A 13,931-nucleotide genomic window follows, 5' to 3' on the forward strand; every position below is an offset into this window, starting at 1 on the left:
TGCGCAACATTCGTAACAGGTCATCCGAGCGATTCAATGCCAGTACCCCTCATGGATGACCAGAGCGCTAAGTGAGTGACAGCGCCCAGAGAAATGTCCCTGCGCCTTAGTTCCCCAGTTTGGGTAGTCCATGCATTTGGCATCCTTCAAGGAGAACTCTATGACGCAAACGCTCAAATCCATAGCCGTTTTGGCGGCCTCTATCGCGCTGACCTTCCCTGCAATGGCGGCGACGCAGGCAGCCACCGAAATCCCCCCGGGACTCATTACCCCCGATCGCCTCGAAACCCGTATCGGCACACTGGAGTTCAAGGACGGCGCGCCAAGCGTAAAAACCACACAGGACGTCTACGACACCCTGGCGTTCACTCGCGGCATCGACGCGTTCATGAACAGTTTTTCGGGCGCATCTGCCTATGCGATTCGCGAGGGTTTCCACAGTATTGGGGCTGAAGATAATTCGGTGATCATCTTCTCTGATTTGATGGACTCCCAATCGCTGTTTCTCACCGCCAACGCCGACACCATCTATACGCTCTCGATCCTCGATCTGACTAAGGGCCCCTTGGTGGTTGAGGTGCCACCCAAATCGCTCGGCACGCTCAATGACATGTGGTTCGGCTGGATTATCGATCTTGGCGCCCCTGGCCCTGATAGGGGTGAAGGCGGCAAATACCTGATCGTTCCGCCGGACTACAACGGTCCGCTTCCAGACAGTGGCTTCTTCGTAGGCCGAGCAAAAACCAATCATGTTCTGTATGCCGTTCGCGCCTTCATGGAGAACAATGATCCGAAACCCGCTGTCGATCTGATCAAGGACAAGCTGAAGATTTATCCCTACACACCAGGCGGCTATGGCACCAGTATTGCTACGGCACTCGCCGGCCAGCTCAGGCTGGAGCCCAATCCGCCGATACCGCCGACAAAATTCGTGGAGGGCAGCGGCAAGTCTTTCAACACCATTCCCCCTAATGACTTTGCCTATTACGAGATGCTCGACAAGCTGGTGCAACTGGAACCGGCCACCTCGTTCGACCCGGAACTCCTGGGCCAACTGGCGGCCATCGGGATCGTCAAGGGCAAGCCGTTTGCGCCGGACGAGCGGATGAAGAAGATCCTCACCGACGCGGCGGCCGTGGGCAATGCGGCGGGACGATCACTGAACTTTCGTGGCGCCGATTACCCCGGCTGGGCTTACTACCCGAATTCGATGTGGGCCAACATGCTATGGCAGGGTGGTTTTGACTTTCAGACGCCACCGCCCATGATCACCAAGGAAGGCTACTTCAAACCCTTGCCACCGACGGGGGCGCGGACACTCGATTCGCGCACGGCCTTCTACTACGGTTACACCATGGATTCGCCGGGCATGATCATGCGCCTGCCCAACGTGGGCTCGCAGTACCTCATGGGCTTCTCGGATGCGCAAAAGAATCCTTTCGATGGCGGCAAAACGTACAAGGTGACCTTGCCACCGAAAATTCCAGCGGCCAGGTTCTGGTCGTTTACCGTCTACGACAACCAGACGCGGTCCATGCTCCAGACGCCGCAGCGCTACCCGCGCGCCGGCAGCCAGACCTACCCTTCCCCGGCCGCCGTCGAGAATGCGGACGGGTCCACGACCATTTACTTCGGTCCGACCAAGCCAGCCGAAGCCAAGGCAGGCAACTGGATCCAGACCACGCCGGACAAGGGCTGGTTCACGATCCTGCGCCTCTACAGTCCACTGGAGTCGTTCTTCACCAAAGCGTGGCGGCCGAGCGAGCTCGAACTGGTTCGGTGAGAAAACGGCACGGTCAGCACAACACTTGGGGGCTGACCGTGTGATGCCTCCCGCCAAAAAGGAGAGAACCCTGTGCGAGTACAACGACTGCTAACGCTGCTCCCGGCCACGGTTATCGTGATTCAAAATGGCTTGGCACGGGCCGAGGATTCTGCGGAACTGGCCAAAAAGGCACTCAACCCGGTGGCCGCGATGTACAGCCTTCCGGTGCAGTACAACTGGGATCAGAAGATGGGGCCAACGGGTGACGGCATGCACAGCGTCACGAATATCCAGCCTGTATTGCCCTTTCATTTGACCGACGACTGGAACCTGATCTCACGCACCATACTCCCCGTTATCGACCAACACGGCCTAGCACCGGATGGCGCGGCGGATGCATCCGGCATCGGCGATGTGACCCAGAGCTTATTCTTCTCTCCGGTAAAACCCACCGACAGCGGCTGGATCCTCGGTGTCGGCCCGGCCCTGCTGATACCTACCGGCAGCGATAAGTTACTGAGCAGCAAACAATGGGGGCTGGGCCCGACCGCCGTCGCGCTCAAACAGTCAAACGGCTGGACTCGGGGCATTCTCGCTAACCATATCTGGGGGTTGGAGAACAGCCCACCGGATGACAAAGAAAAGGTCAACCAGACCTTCCTGCAACCGTTTCTCTCGTACACCACCGCGACCTACACCACTTACGGGGTGAACACCGAGTCGACCTATAACTGGCAATCCCGGGAGTGGTCGGTACCGGTCAACCTGACGGTCACCCAGCTGTTGAAAATCGGCGGTCAACCGCTAACGGTGCAAGCGGGTCCGCGGTACTGGCTCGACAGCCCCGTAGATGGCGAACAAGGCTGGGGCTTTCGCGTGGCGGTGACGTTACTTTTTCCACGTTGATGGATAGATAAACGTTTGTGATTTACTAGGCGTAACTGACAGGCCATTGGTCTATAACTGCCTCTCTCTGAGCACGCCACACCCACCCAATATTCATATCAGGTTTTACCTACATGAAATAATCACCGAACTGCGCTTGAATACGCTTCGAACGCAGACGCTCACACCGCTGGATTTGGTCCTTAGGCAGACGACTTTTCAGCAAATAGGTCCGCGCTCTACCACGGTTACACTCTGAAATCGGACTTTTCCCCGCGCCATTCCGCATGATGCGGGGATTTTTTTGCCCGTACTTCTATATACGCCCTGCCCATGCTGAACCAATCTAGCTTTCAGGATCCCCCTACATGCATCTAATGGGACCCCGAGCTTCAATTAGCCAGAGCGTTGCTCGCTTCAGCTAGATGACTCACCAGGCTGGCTAAGCTCTGTTGAAGTCGGTCACGCTCTATTTACGGCGATACACAACGCGGGTTTTGCCCCGCACCACTCACAAGTGGTCGCGGGGATTTTTTTCCTTAAATTTTACTCTCTCTCGCCGACAGCTTCTGTTTTGCCCGTCGCGACATCATATTCAAGCACTCGATCGTTGCCGAGAACGCCATGGCGGCATAAACGTAGCCTTTCGGTACGTGAGCACCGAAGCCTTCGGCGATCAGCGTCATGCCGATCATGATCAGGAAGCCCAGCGCCAGCATCACCACCGACGGGTTGTCGTTGATGAACCTGGCCAACGGATCAGCCGCCAGCAACATCACCAGTACCGACACCACCACCGCAATGATCATGATCGGCAAATGCTCGGTCATGCCGACCGCGGTGATGATGCTGTCAATGGAGAACACCATGTCCAGCACTAGGATCTGACCGATTGCAGCGACAAAGCCCAAGGTTACGGTCGACGTCGCCGACTTCGGATCATCCGGTGCCGGGTCCATGCTGTGATGGATCTCGGTGGTGGCTTTCCACAACAGAAACAGGCCGCCGGCGATCAGGATCATGTCCTTCCACGAGAAGGCCTGTCCGAAAACCTCGACCACAGGATCAGTCAACTGGACGATGAACGCGATGGTGCTCAACAAGCCCAATCGCAAGATAAGCGCCATGCCGATACCAATTCGCCGCGCCTTTTGCCGGTGTTGCTCAGGCAATTTGTTGGTCAGGATCGAGATGAAAATCAGGTTATCGATGCCGAGCACGATTTCCATCACCATCAACGTGGCCAGGGCGACCCAGGCGGTGGGGCTTGCAGCAAGTTCTAAAAGGTATTCCATGGTTCAGCCTTATCCGCCACATTTTTATCGTGTCTTCGCGATTCCAACAACTTGCCCGCAGTTGCTTCGCCCATTTCTCGGCCTGGTCGCAACCGGTTAGTACCAGTAAAGACCTGATCATCTATCATTGCTGTATTTTTAGGGTTGTCAATTTTGAGGTTTGTGGCGCCCCTGGTGCTCCGCCGATTTAATCGGACGATTAAACCCCAATAAAAAACCCTGCTATGCAGGGTTTTGATTGGCCATCGGGTTGGCAGCGGCCAACAGCTCAGCAAATGAACTCGGCATTTTTCCAGAGCCAAGCATTTGCTGAAAGACCGCATATACGTCAGTCCGAGCCCCATCCTTTCTAAGCGTGCGCTCATCGTTGAGCCAAGCGTATATGATCGATTGCGGCGCTGCTGATCGATATTGAAAAAAGAGCCTGTAGCGCTGCGGCAAGCCTTTTTTGACTCTGCGCCAATGTCTATTTTTTGCCCCTAAGGTATTCCCTTGGTCGAATATCTTGGCACCGGGATTAGCAGGAACAATCTCGGTCATCTGGCGTTGAACGCACTCATGCAGCCTGTAGTGCGGATGCGTATGGAAACCATCCGGATCAGAGGCGACCAGCCCCTCAATCTCATCTACTAATTCTTCAAGCCTAGAAATAAAAAATGGGTGGCCGTATAACGCCCACCCATTCTCAATTCTTGTTTCGACTTCGGTCAAAATTATCCCTCCAGCAAATCTTGCCGGCGGTTAGCTTCGGCCTTAGCTTTAATAGCATCCATTCGATCAAAAAGGCTTTTTGGAATAGGTGCCACACATTCCGGTTGCGACAAGATGTCCGCTTCGAGCAGCTCAAGGAAAGCAGCTTTCTGCTTAGCCTCTTCTTTTTTTATCGCGAATGGAATGACGTTGTCATTCGCCATAGCCTGTGCCTATCTGTGTGATGTTGAAAAAGGAGTCTCAAGGTCAATGAATCAGTCAGTCGCCCTTGGAATCAGATCCATACCGTTATCTTGATTTCATAACGTTATCAGATTATGCACCAGGTTCCGCGCGGCATCCACCCGAGGGCCCTCAAAAAATAATCCTGCTACCCTCACCGCCGTTAGCCAACGGCGGTGAGGGTAGCAGGATTATTTTTATTTACCAGTCATGCCCTGTTTTTACTAGGCGCAAAGAGCCTATATAATACTTTACACCTAGGCGCAATACGCCTAATATTCGTTCTGTTGGTGGCACGCAGAGAGCCACTCGACCTTGAGGGGGCTAGTCGTTGCCGCCACGGGGAACGAGATGAGACTTTCAGATGTTGCGACCATCCGGACGGATTATCCAGATGCACATTTCTGGATTGTCCGCCGGGGCTCAGAGGAGCGATGTGGTGAACCGGTCAGGGTGTTCAATTCAGATCACATCGGAATCCGGGTAAACCGAATTGACATCCTCCTCCCTGACTACCTCTTCTACGCTCTGAAGCATGTACATCAGAGCGGTCACTGGCAGAGGATAGCCACCGGGACGCTGAGTCTGGTCAACATCCGTGTTTCAGACGTTCGTCGTATCGAGCTGTCGCCACGGTGAAGCAGGGGGCCGAAAGGCCCCCTACTCTCAATCCACAATGGACGGATTATGAAAATCGATTTACCAGGCATCGACGATCAGCAGACTTGTATCTTTGAGCAGGCCACCAAAGAGGCCATTGCCCAGCTACAGGCGAACTTGCAGGCGCCGAAGCTCGCGCCACAGACAGAGGTCGATGAGGGCGCATATCCGCGCACGCACCTCCTGCGTGAACAGGAAGGATGGGAGCCCCCCCATCCGGATCTTGTTGGCGCGTATTTTAGGCATTTCCAAGCGAATTTCAGCGGGTACCACAGCGACGGTAAGCTGGCTATATTGCTTGGCCTGTCCAGCGATCGACGCATTAGGGAGTTTAAACAAGGGCGACGTGCAGTGCCCTATGGGGTATGGCGAACGTTTTTAGTCATGACTGGCCGCGCCCCTCAAGACGTGCTTCCGGTACTAGCATACATGGCGTAGCGTCTGTGCTGACAACGAATCTCAAATGACTGCATAAAAAATCAGTGGCCAAGGTGTTGTTGATTTGATAGAGTCCCGCGCCTGTAGAACTGCCAAAACGCTACTACTCTGTATTTCTCACTAATTGACGTTTTGGCACATTTTTTTTAAATCGGTGCTTGACGATTATCCTCCACTGACCTAATCCTAACGTCAGGTGAAGGCCAAACCAGAACCATACTGGTTAAAAGCAGTCTTAAGGGTGAGGCTAGGATGATGTTTAGCCTTCCAAGCCAAGCGAAAAACTAGCTGGCACGGATCCAAAAACGGAGAGCGAGGGGCGACCATGATGATGAAAATTGGAACCGGGGCAGGCTAACCGCCAACCCAAAAAAGGCCCTTAGGGGCCTTTTTTAATACCTATAATAATGAGGACGACATGAATAACTTCAGAATCGGCGCTGCAGCTGCAGCATTCATTTTAGGCATCACCGCACGCTTGATTTTTACCTACCTCATTCCTCCTCCGCTACCATTTCCGATTGACATCGTCGATGCGTTCATCGTGCTGACCGGTGCGATGGTTGCTGTTTTTTCAGCTTACGAATTCATCTTGGTACGTTACCGCGACACAGCTGAATTGCTTCCGATGTTCAGCGCTGTGATCTGGACGGTGATCGTATCCAGCTACCTCATCCTGCGCTATCTGCCTGCGTATCAAACCTCACTTTCTATTCTTTCAACTGGGGTTTTCATTGGCATGGGATGGTGGATTCAAGCCATCAATACAGCTGCCAATTCAAGACGATCTCACACCTTGAACATTATCATGGCCTCTCGAACGAGCACTGAGTACCAGCAGCAGACTCGTGCTAGCTCAAAGCTCTATTTAACTCAGGTAATTCCACCTGAATTGGCTGAGTGGCGTACCTGTCCACAAAAAGATGAATACAGGTACACGGACGTCCCGACAGATATCATCGATGCGATGAACGGAACGGTTTACGTCCTAAACTACTTCGAATTTCTAGCCCAAGGTATCAAGTACAGGGATCTGGATGCTTGTCTGCTACGAGAATGTTTTTCGGGGATTCTGGCTGGACTTGAACGCCGTGGCTTCCACCTTATTATTGAGGCTCAGAAATCCGACCAGCGAAACTATGAGGGCCTGATAGCCCTAAACAAAGAGTGGAATGGTGAATCAACGGTAGAGCGGTATAGGACTAACCCTGATAATTCAGCGCTGGGAACAAGATACCCTGCTGGTGAGGAACTACAGAATATTTTGTTTGCAAAAAAGCCGCAGACGACTGATCAACCTGCGGATGCGAGTGGCCCATCCCTGGCAACCGCGGACGGCGTTCCTGTAGGGAGCGCACCACCATAGCATCGGAGATAAAGTGATATCGCGATCTGCGATGTGATGACTCTATGGCCTACTCTTCTTCTATCTACTCCGCCACTCCTGACACGGCTGGCGGCTCCAGAAAAGCTCGGAATGCCTCAACCACAAATCCCCACACGTCCGCCCCATCAGGCGAACCAAGGAACGCTTGCACCTTGGCCTGGTGCAGGTCGAACAACTCCCTCTCCTCATCACAAATGAAGTTGAACACCTGTGATGATGCTTGGCGCTGAAATTCGGCCTGCACGGCGGAGTCACCTGAAAATGCTTGCTTCGAGTGAGAGGCGAATCCACCGAGCATATGTCTGGGCCTAAAACACCACGCCGTTTTCGTCGCTCAAATCCGTGGTTTACGACTTCCCCAAAGCCGAGCTGGCGCGCTACCTAGACTACGGACTTGTGCCTATCGACCACAACCAGGTCGAAAGCCAGATCTGACCGTGGGCGCCTGGGCGGCACGATCCGGTTGCCTATCTGGAGGATGTTTAACTCGTCTGCCCACGCAGCAGACGAGGGAGATTACGGAGTTACTGCCTAATATGGGGGGCGTCCTTTTAACTACGCAAGGCGTGTGCGCCGGACGTTCATCTACTACGCTCTGATGACCAATGATGAACGTACTTGATTAATTATAGAGGTGCACATTTTGAACAGAACTGTTCTGTGCTGTTGCGCAGGTGGGTTGTCGTTTTTGGCGCTTCTCTCTGGTATCGCAAAGGCGCAAAGCACGGCCGCCACCAATACGGTTAAGGGACGCGCACCTATGGTGACGGGTGTGCAGGTCACTAACAAGAGCAAGCCCGGTTCAACCCCGCGAGTGGGCGACACTCTAGAGGCAAATGTCATAGGATTTAACGATGCAGACGGGGATGCCTATAGCGGTGCAAGCTATAGCTGGCTGCTCAATGGCGCCTCTACCGGGAATACGAGTAGCACCTACACGACAGTGACCGCTGGAAGCGTGGTAGTGAAAGCAACACCGGAAACGGATCCGGCGAAGACCGACCCGAACAAGGGGGCAACCGTAACTTCGCCAGCGGTTATTGTGTTAGCAGCAGGTGCAAATGTTGGCGACTTCTTTATCGGTCCTCTGGCTGCAACCTGGTCAGCAGCCGATGCTTATTGCAACAATGCGGGAGCTCGCTTGCCTACTCAGATCGAATTGCAGGAGCTCTTCGTGAATGCAACTAGCGCGACCATCGCCAACGGCTCTCAGACCAATACTGAAATGTGCTCCGTGCACGGTTGGCCTCTGTCGCAATTATGCGGGGGTATTGACAGTCTCTACCGGTCCAGTACGCCCGCCACTACCGGCCGTCATTTTAGCGTCTTTTTGAACAATGGCAGCGCCCCTAGCAATGCTGATTGGTCTGACGACACCGTGGCTTGTTACCGCAAAGCACCTTAGCCCTATGCGTCCGAGCATCACGCCTGGCGTAATTAATAGACCAGCTGCCACTGATGCGGCAGCAACTCGTCAATCTCACTCGCCCGCTACGTCGGCAGCTGCGTGAGAACGTCCTTTAAATAGGCATACGGATCACGGCCATTCAGCCGCTCAGACTGAATCAAGCTTATTATCGCTGCAGCCCGCTTGTGAGGAGTATTTCAATTATCCCAGTTCGCTTCCATCGCACGCTTCTTTGGCTTGCTGGTTGGATGAACGACGCGGGACAGACGTCTGAAGAGCTCCACGGCTGCAGAGATAGCATGGCGCTTGAATGGCGAGACTTTGAGTACCGTCATTGCCTCGAACAGGATCTCGTCGCAGGCTTCGCGGGTGATCGAGTGCGGCTTGCCGTCTACTGTGATGCTCAAATACTCGCAGACGATGTCATGCACGACCGCTGCTTGCCCGTAGGCGCCCCATGGGGGTATCAGGGACCAGAACAGTCGGGGGACACTTGCGCCGTCGGTGAGATACCCGGCCGGCACATATACCCACTCTCCGCGGTCCTTATTCTGGATGTAATACCGAAACTCTTTGGTTACACGCCAATGATCTTTCCCCAGCGCCTTGCTGGCCTCAGCGTCGTATTGAACATTCAGCGGTGCGCTGAACTCAGTAAAGCTGCTCATGCCAATACTCCACCGGCGGCCAGGTATTGGGGAATCAGATCATCAATATGGTGTTCGCGCTGGTTGTAACCTGCCCCTGGCAAGCTAGCCCAGATATTCCGGCATTTAGCCACGCCTTCGACAATGCGACCGGCCACCACATCAGGAAGCGCCCTGCACTCTTTCACATGACGAATCGCCAGCTTGTCCTGACTGATCGGGCCGAAGTCGGGTAGTTTGAGCAGCTTCCGATAGTGCGGCCAATGCCTGAGCATCTGTTGGTAGCGGCCGGACGCATTCGATGTCAGGCCTCTACGGTTGATCAGCTTCGACCGACGCCCACCCGCGAACGGATGCGTTGAGTAGTCGGTGAACAGTTCAAGCTCGCCGTCGATGCCGGTGACGATTACGTTGTAGCCATCATTCGAACGCCTCAGGTAATCGGTCCCGAGCTCCGCCCAAGCGAGCATGTCCAGAAATGCCAGTGTGTTACGCCCACTAGCCTCCTTGATATCGATCCGCGGCATCGTTAATCCACCCTCAAGATCTGAGCGACGTTGCCGCGAGACCGAAACACTAAGGCGCAAAGAGCGCTCAGGATGATCAGCACAAAGGGTGACTGGACCTGATATAACCCCAACACCGACGCTATAGCCTGACACCCTGTAGCGGCTGACAGTATCCAAGCCATCAGCGAGATACCTAACCGGTACCGAGAGTTGTTGCGGCGGAAAGCGACAAGCCGCAAACACATTGCGGCGCACACGGCAGCCGTGAACAAGGTCATTGCATCAATCATCTTTTTTCCCCTTCAAGCCAGGAATAAAGCGAAACCAAAACGGCATCTTTCCGCCCTTCAACCATTCCAATAACCCGGTTGCACCGATAACGAACACCATCGATCCGAGAAGAGCAGTTAGCCCCGAATTCAGTTCAATCCCCCGCGATGTAATTTCGGCAGCGAAGAAGTAGCCGGCAATCCAGCTCGACACTAGATAACCAATGCTCGCCTTGAAGGATTTGTCGGCGGCAAACACCACGAAAAACAATGCCCCCGCAAATCCGCCAATTACGGCTCCGACGTCTATACCCGGAAAAACTGCCAGCCCCAGACCAGTCGCGGCGGACACCCCAATTGCTGCAGCGCTATTCAACTCCGGCATCAGGCACCTCCGGAAACTGTGGGGCGAAATCGATCAACTCTTTCAGATCGGCCTGTGCCTCGATCCACTTCGTCCATGCACGACGCCATGCGATCACAGAGCCGACGGCTGCTTTGTATCCATCGGCCTTGCTCAGGATGTTCAGACAGAGCGCCTCTATTGTTTCATTCGGCACTCCGCCGGCAATCGCATCGAGTAAGGGGGTATGCGCGGAGTCGTTAGTGAGCCATGCACGAGCCTCGATACACTGCTCAGGCCAAGAATCGATCTCAGTGCGCGGATATCGGCTTGTGATGGGTCGCAGAGTGACATCCGCCAAAGTGTGGACCGTGGCAATGGCGCTGATGCGCAGCTCCTCAAGTGATCGTCTATCGATCGGCGCCATTGATGCAAGCTCATGGCCAGCGGACAACCAGGCTTGATAGTCGGCCCAACCGGTTTCATCCTGACGGATCACGCCACTGTTCCCGACCTCGTCTCGACAGATGACGGCGCCAGGCTCGCCTGTAATTTCAAGGTATTGCATGTGTGACGCCTCGGAAGTATGTGATCACAATGACGGCGCCGTCATGGCCATCGCCGCCGGCACCAGAAAGAAAACCGTTTTCCGATGCACCACCACCTCCCGGACCTCCACCGTAAGCGGTTCCATCACCACCGCCAATAGCGTCCTGGCCAAGACCTGCATTTCCTGCCATCCCATTTCCACCGTAGAAGCCCGTGCCACTGTGCGATCCCGCCTTCGTAGATGTTCCTGGCACGGAGGCTCCGTACCAATGGGGATAAGCGGGCGGAAGTGATATCCCGCTGCCTGCAATATTGGCCGCCGAAATCCCATTGCCTCCTATGCCGGTTTTAGGACGATTGGCCAACAACACAAGACGCTCATATACGCTTTGGGTCGTCAAAAACTGAGAATCAATGGTTGTTTTTCCTGCACCGAATGAGGTCGGTCCTGACGGTTGCGCAGCCCGTGAGCCATACATCGATCCACCGCCACTTCTCTCAGCTGGCGCAGCGGTCCCACCAAGGCCGGCCATTCCACCGGAGGCCACCAATGACCAGGTATCGGCGCTTGTGCCAAACCAGCTATCCCCGCCATTTGTCCCGGCGTTGCCATTGGTATCGTCCGTAGTGACTGACGCTCCTCCGATGCCTCCTCGCCCTACGATAATGGCGATGTTTTCGGGTAGTTGAGAGGCATCCAGCCAATCTTCAGCCACTGCGCCGCCTTGACCTGCCATCCCGCCGCAACGGTTAGTGCTAGGTGCACCACGTCGCCCAGATCCCGCGCCGGCCGATCCGCCGATGACCAATGCGAACACGTGGACTGCACCGGGTCGTTTGAGATAAGTGCCGCTTTGAGCGAAAACCTCAATCGTGCACATTTCACTGATAGCCAAATATCGCGAATCGGCTTCTGTCGAGGTGAGGTATACCGGATGCGGATCAGATGCTGACTCGTGCGCAGCCAGGTCGGAATCCAGCACGTATTTAGGGTGTGGATCAAGGGCAGCCTGATGCGAATCAAATGCTTGCTGCGTTCCTTCTGCCAACTGAATGACCGCTTCCAAACGTGGCTCCGCAACATCCAAGCGGCGGTCAAGATTCGCCAACTCCACTTGCTGGCCACCGATCTGCTGTTCAGCGGCATCCAGTCGCGCTTCATGATCTGTCAGTTCGTTGCCTTGATCGGTGATTGTGTTTTCCGCAGCCTGGAGCCGCTGATCAATCGCAGTGGTTTCGGTCTTTTCCGTTTTCGCGTTATCGAGGGATCGGAAATTCCCGTCGATTTCGGCGTTGAGCAGTTCGCGGCCTTCCTGCTCGCGATAAATTAAGTCAGCCATTGGCTTTAACCCGGGCAGCCTTTCGGCCTGCGATGACGTCCGGAGGAATAGCTTTCCCGCTCTCCATCTGCCGAGTGACATACCAATCGGTTTCGGCCAGATACCGGCAAGCTTCGGCGACAATTTTCTTTCGATCATCGTCGGCCGTCGCTTCTACATCGATTTCCCATTCGATATTGTTCCAGCGATGGTGAGCCGTAGGGCGTGGCACAGTTGTCAGGTTTTCCGGAAGTGGGCCGAGTGTCAGATATTCAACTGGAGCCCCATTGGTGGTGCTGTAAAGCGTGCCACGGTGATCTTCAACAATTTGCCACAGATCACCGCTGCGCACCGCAACACAGCCATGTTCTACTTCAGGCGGGTTATCCAGAGTTTGGCCGGGAGCAAGCCCACATCCTTGACTGATATAAACTACGCTCTCACCGAGAAACTCTCCGTCAGATTGACGAAATAGAAATACAGAAATCTCGCCACTATCGCTGGAAAAACCATCTTTAAAAGTTACCATTACAATGCCCTGCAAATGTAGTGAAAGGCGATATTTTGCGGACGATTCTCGTGACTTACTCTCGCCACACGCGAGGCATCAAAGGTCATACTCGTATACCCGGAGATAATGCCACCTTCCCCGTACGCTATCGGGCCTAAGGCTCCCGCGAAAACCCCATGCGCACTAGTCCCAACCCCTGTATTCCCAGACTGCGAATAACCACCGGTAATGTTCTGCATTGTATCTGTTTGATAAGTCAGAAGGCCGCGACCAGAATCGACACCACGACCCGCATCCCAGCCACGAATAAACAGACCGCAGGCATTTGGCAGTACAAGACCTGGGTAAACTTGTGCTAACAGCGGATAAATACTTGGATTGAATGCTTGGCCTGCCAACGTGAGATATCCTGCAGGGGGAACAGGTGTAGGCCACGGCAAAGGTGCACCGATAGGAAGTGCCGAAAACGCAGCGATCTGTGCTTCCAAAGCATCTAGCCGCTGATTTTGAATAGCGTCAGCAACCTGAACAAACCATGTTGATACGCCCCCGTCAAATGTCGCGGTATATGAAGCGCCAGCAATAATTTCGTTTGGAGCGAGATTATCTCCAGAAAGACGCTTTAACGGTTTTGCTCCGAGTAGCGTTCCGATAGTCTGCCCTATATCAAGGGTGGCAGAGCCATTGTTCGTGTGAGTGGCGGTGAATGCAACTCTCACTCCATGCAGCAATGTATAGCTGTCAGGCAGTAGTGGTCCATTGGCGCCCATCACCGGCGTGATCAGGTAGTTATTGCCCGAGCCAGACTCAATAAACGTTTGGGACTTCATTCCTGCAAGAAAGATCGCTTGAGCAATTTGTGTTACTACCGCAGGGTCGCTATTCAATGCAACACCCTGCTGCTTAGCAACATTCTCAAGCTCAGTGATAAAATTATTGAATTCTTCTGCTGTAAGTCCGCCATCCGGTCCTTGGATGTTGTCGAACTTTTTTGAAAAATCGATCATGAAAAT

16 protein-coding genes and 1 pseudogene are annotated in these 13,931 nt (G+C 54.1%); 5 read left to right on the forward strand and 12 right to left on the reverse strand.

Annotation, left to right across the window (positions count from 1 at the left end):
• Positions 1-160: 160 nt before the first annotated feature.
• The gene (locus EAH78_RS18140; RefSeq protein WP_140668726.1) at positions 161-1,783 is read left to right on the forward strand and encodes a DUF1254 domain-containing protein; all 1,623 of its coding nucleotides are present in this window, start codon (positions 161-163) and stop codon (positions 1,781-1,783) included.
• Positions 1,784-1,870: 87 nt separating this feature from the next.
• On the forward strand, positions 1,871-2,671 hold the full coding sequence (locus tag EAH78_RS18145) for a transporter (protein WP_430539943.1): 801 nt from the start codon (positions 1,871-1,873) through the stop codon (positions 2,669-2,671).
• A 518-nt stretch (positions 2,672-3,189) separates the two neighbouring features.
• On the opposite strand, the gene EAH78_RS18150 is transcribed toward EAH78_RS18145, so the two are convergent.
• The 3 genes from EAH78_RS18150 to EAH78_RS18160 all read right to left on the reverse strand — a co-directional run bounded on the left by EAH78_RS18150 (position 3,190) and on the right by EAH78_RS18160 (position 4,859).
• Positions 3,190-3,945 (reverse strand): TerC family protein, encoded by a 756-nt coding sequence (locus EAH78_RS18150; protein ID WP_140668728.1) that lies wholly within the window; start codon positions 3,943-3,945, stop codon positions 3,190-3,192.
• Positions 3,946-4,167: 222 nt separating this feature from the next.
• Positions 4,168-4,656, reverse strand: coding sequence for a type II toxin-antitoxin system YhaV family toxin (locus tag EAH78_RS18155; protein WP_140668729.1), 489 nt, complete (start codon positions 4,654-4,656; stop codon positions 4,168-4,170).
• A gap of 2 nt (positions 4,657-4,658) precedes the next feature.
• Positions 4,659-4,859 (reverse strand): hypothetical protein, encoded by a 201-nt coding sequence (locus tag EAH78_RS18160; RefSeq protein WP_140668730.1) that lies wholly within the window; start codon positions 4,857-4,859, stop codon positions 4,659-4,661.
• A 706-nt stretch (positions 4,860-5,565) separates the two neighbouring features.
• Here EAH78_RS18160 and EAH78_RS18170 point away from each other — a divergent pair.
• The 3 genes from EAH78_RS18170 to EAH78_RS18180 all read left to right on the forward strand — a co-directional run bounded on the left by EAH78_RS18170 (position 5,566) and on the right by EAH78_RS18180 (position 8,768).
• Positions 5,566-5,976: a hypothetical protein gene (locus EAH78_RS18170; RefSeq protein ID WP_140668732.1), complete on the forward strand. Its 411-nt coding sequence runs from the start codon at positions 5,566-5,568 to the stop codon at positions 5,974-5,976.
• 418 nt (positions 5,977-6,394) lie between these two features.
• Positions 6,395-7,342: a DUF4760 domain-containing protein gene (locus tag EAH78_RS18175; protein WP_140668733.1), complete on the forward strand. Its 948-nt coding sequence runs from the start codon at positions 6,395-6,397 to the stop codon at positions 7,340-7,342.
• A 664-nt stretch (positions 7,343-8,006) separates the two neighbouring features.
• Entirely contained in the window at positions 8,007-8,768 is a 762-nt protein-coding gene (locus EAH78_RS18180; protein ID WP_140668734.1) for a hypothetical protein, read from the forward strand.
• 86 nt (positions 8,769-8,854) lie between these two features.
• Here EAH78_RS18180 and EAH78_RS18185 read toward each other — a convergent pair.
• The 9 genes and pseudogenes from EAH78_RS18185 to EAH78_RS18225 form a co-directional block, all read right to left on the reverse strand.
• Positions 8,855-8,956: pseudogene (locus EAH78_RS18185) on the reverse strand (transposase domain-containing protein); the annotation flags it as partial.
• Between the two features lie 12 nt (positions 8,957-8,968).
• The gene (locus EAH78_RS18190) at positions 8,969-9,439 is read right to left on the reverse strand and encodes a DUF1353 domain-containing protein (protein ID WP_140668735.1); all 471 of its coding nucleotides are present in this window, start codon (positions 9,437-9,439) and stop codon (positions 8,969-8,971) included.
• Positions 9,436-9,945, reverse strand: coding sequence for a glycoside hydrolase family 24 protein (locus EAH78_RS18195; RefSeq protein ID WP_140668736.1), 510 nt, complete (start codon positions 9,943-9,945; stop codon positions 9,436-9,438). Before EAH78_RS18195 ends, EAH78_RS18190 begins: the two co-directional genes overlap by 4 nt.
• A gap of 2 nt (positions 9,946-9,947) precedes the next feature.
• Entirely contained in the window at positions 9,948-10,217 is a 270-nt protein-coding gene (locus tag EAH78_RS33400; RefSeq protein WP_140668737.1) for a phage holin family protein, read from the reverse strand.
• Positions 10,210-10,581, reverse strand: coding sequence for a putative holin (locus EAH78_RS18205; protein ID WP_140668738.1), 372 nt, complete (start codon positions 10,579-10,581; stop codon positions 10,210-10,212). The genes EAH78_RS33400 and EAH78_RS18205 overlap by 8 nt, the downstream gene beginning before the upstream one ends.
• The gene (locus tag EAH78_RS18210; RefSeq protein WP_140668739.1) at positions 10,565-11,107 is read right to left on the reverse strand and encodes a hypothetical protein; all 543 of its coding nucleotides are present in this window, start codon (positions 11,105-11,107) and stop codon (positions 10,565-10,567) included. Before EAH78_RS18210 ends, EAH78_RS18205 begins: the two co-directional genes overlap by 17 nt.
• Entirely contained in the window at positions 11,094-12,428 is a 1,335-nt protein-coding gene (locus tag EAH78_RS18215; RefSeq protein WP_140668740.1) for a hypothetical protein, read from the reverse strand. The genes EAH78_RS18210 and EAH78_RS18215 overlap by 14 nt, the downstream gene beginning before the upstream one ends.
• Positions 12,421-12,936 carry a tail fiber assembly protein gene (locus EAH78_RS32750; protein ID WP_140668741.1) on the reverse strand — a complete coding sequence of 172 codons (516 nt, stop codon included), beginning with the start codon at positions 12,934-12,936 and terminating at the stop codon, positions 12,421-12,423. The genes EAH78_RS18215 and EAH78_RS32750 overlap by 8 nt, the downstream gene beginning before the upstream one ends.
• Positions 12,936-13,925, reverse strand: a complete 990-nt coding sequence (locus EAH78_RS18225) for a tail fiber protein (protein ID WP_205017966.1) — start codon at positions 13,923-13,925, stop codon at positions 12,936-12,938. The genes EAH78_RS32750 and EAH78_RS18225 overlap by 1 nt, the downstream gene beginning before the upstream one ends.
• Positions 13,926-13,931 lie beyond the last annotated feature (6 nt).

The sequence above is a fragment of the Pseudomonas arsenicoxydans genome, assembly GCF_006438915.1.
In the GTDB taxonomy this organism is placed as follows: Bacteria; Pseudomonadota; Gammaproteobacteria; order Pseudomonadales; family Pseudomonadaceae; genus Aquipseudomonas; species Aquipseudomonas arsenicoxydans_A.

Bases quoted from the DNA above. Each gene is read 5' to 3' on its own strand.
- EAH78_RS18160 (WP_140668730.1), bottom strand. From the start codon at position 4,859: ATGGCGAATGACAACGTCATTCCATTCGCGATAAAAAAAGAAGAGGCT.
- EAH78_RS18210 (WP_140668739.1), bottom strand. From the start codon at position 11,107: ATGCAATACCTTGAAATTACAGGCGAGCCTGGCGCCGTCATCTGTCGA.
- EAH78_RS18205 (WP_140668738.1), bottom strand. From the start codon at position 10,581: ATGCCGGAGTTGAATAGCGCTGCAGCAATTGGGGTGTCCGCCGCGACT.
- EAH78_RS18175 (WP_140668733.1), top strand. From the start codon at position 6,395: ATGAATAACTTCAGAATCGGCGCTGCAGCTGCAGCATTCATTTTAGGC.
- EAH78_RS18190 (WP_140668735.1), bottom strand. From the start codon at position 9,439: ATGAGCAGCTTTACTGAGTTCAGCGCACCGCTGAATGTTCAATACGAC.
- EAH78_RS18150 (WP_140668728.1), bottom strand. From the start codon at position 3,945: ATGGAATACCTTTTAGAACTTGCTGCAAGCCCCACCGCCTGGGTCGCC.
- EAH78_RS18140 (WP_140668726.1), top strand. From the start codon at position 161: ATGACGCAAACGCTCAAATCCATAGCCGTTTTGGCGGCCTCTATCGCG.
- EAH78_RS18170 (WP_140668732.1), top strand. From the start codon at position 5,566: ATGAAAATCGATTTACCAGGCATCGACGATCAGCAGACTTGTATCTTT.
- EAH78_RS18215 (WP_140668740.1), bottom strand. From the start codon at position 12,428: ATGGCTGACTTAATTTATCGCGAGCAGGAAGGCCGCGAACTGCTCAAC.
- EAH78_RS32750 (WP_140668741.1), bottom strand. From the start codon at position 12,936: ATGGTAACTTTTAAAGATGGTTTTTCCAGCGATAGTGGCGAGATTTCT.
- EAH78_RS18225 (WP_205017966.1), bottom strand. From the start codon at position 13,925: ATGATCGATTTTTCAAAAAAGTTCGACAACATCCAAGGACCGGATGGC.
- EAH78_RS33400 (WP_140668737.1), bottom strand. From the start codon at position 10,217: ATGATTGATGCAATGACCTTGTTCACGGCTGCCGTGTGCGCCGCAATG.
- EAH78_RS18195 (WP_140668736.1), bottom strand. From the start codon at position 9,945: ATGCCGCGGATCGATATCAAGGAGGCTAGTGGGCGTAACACACTGGCA.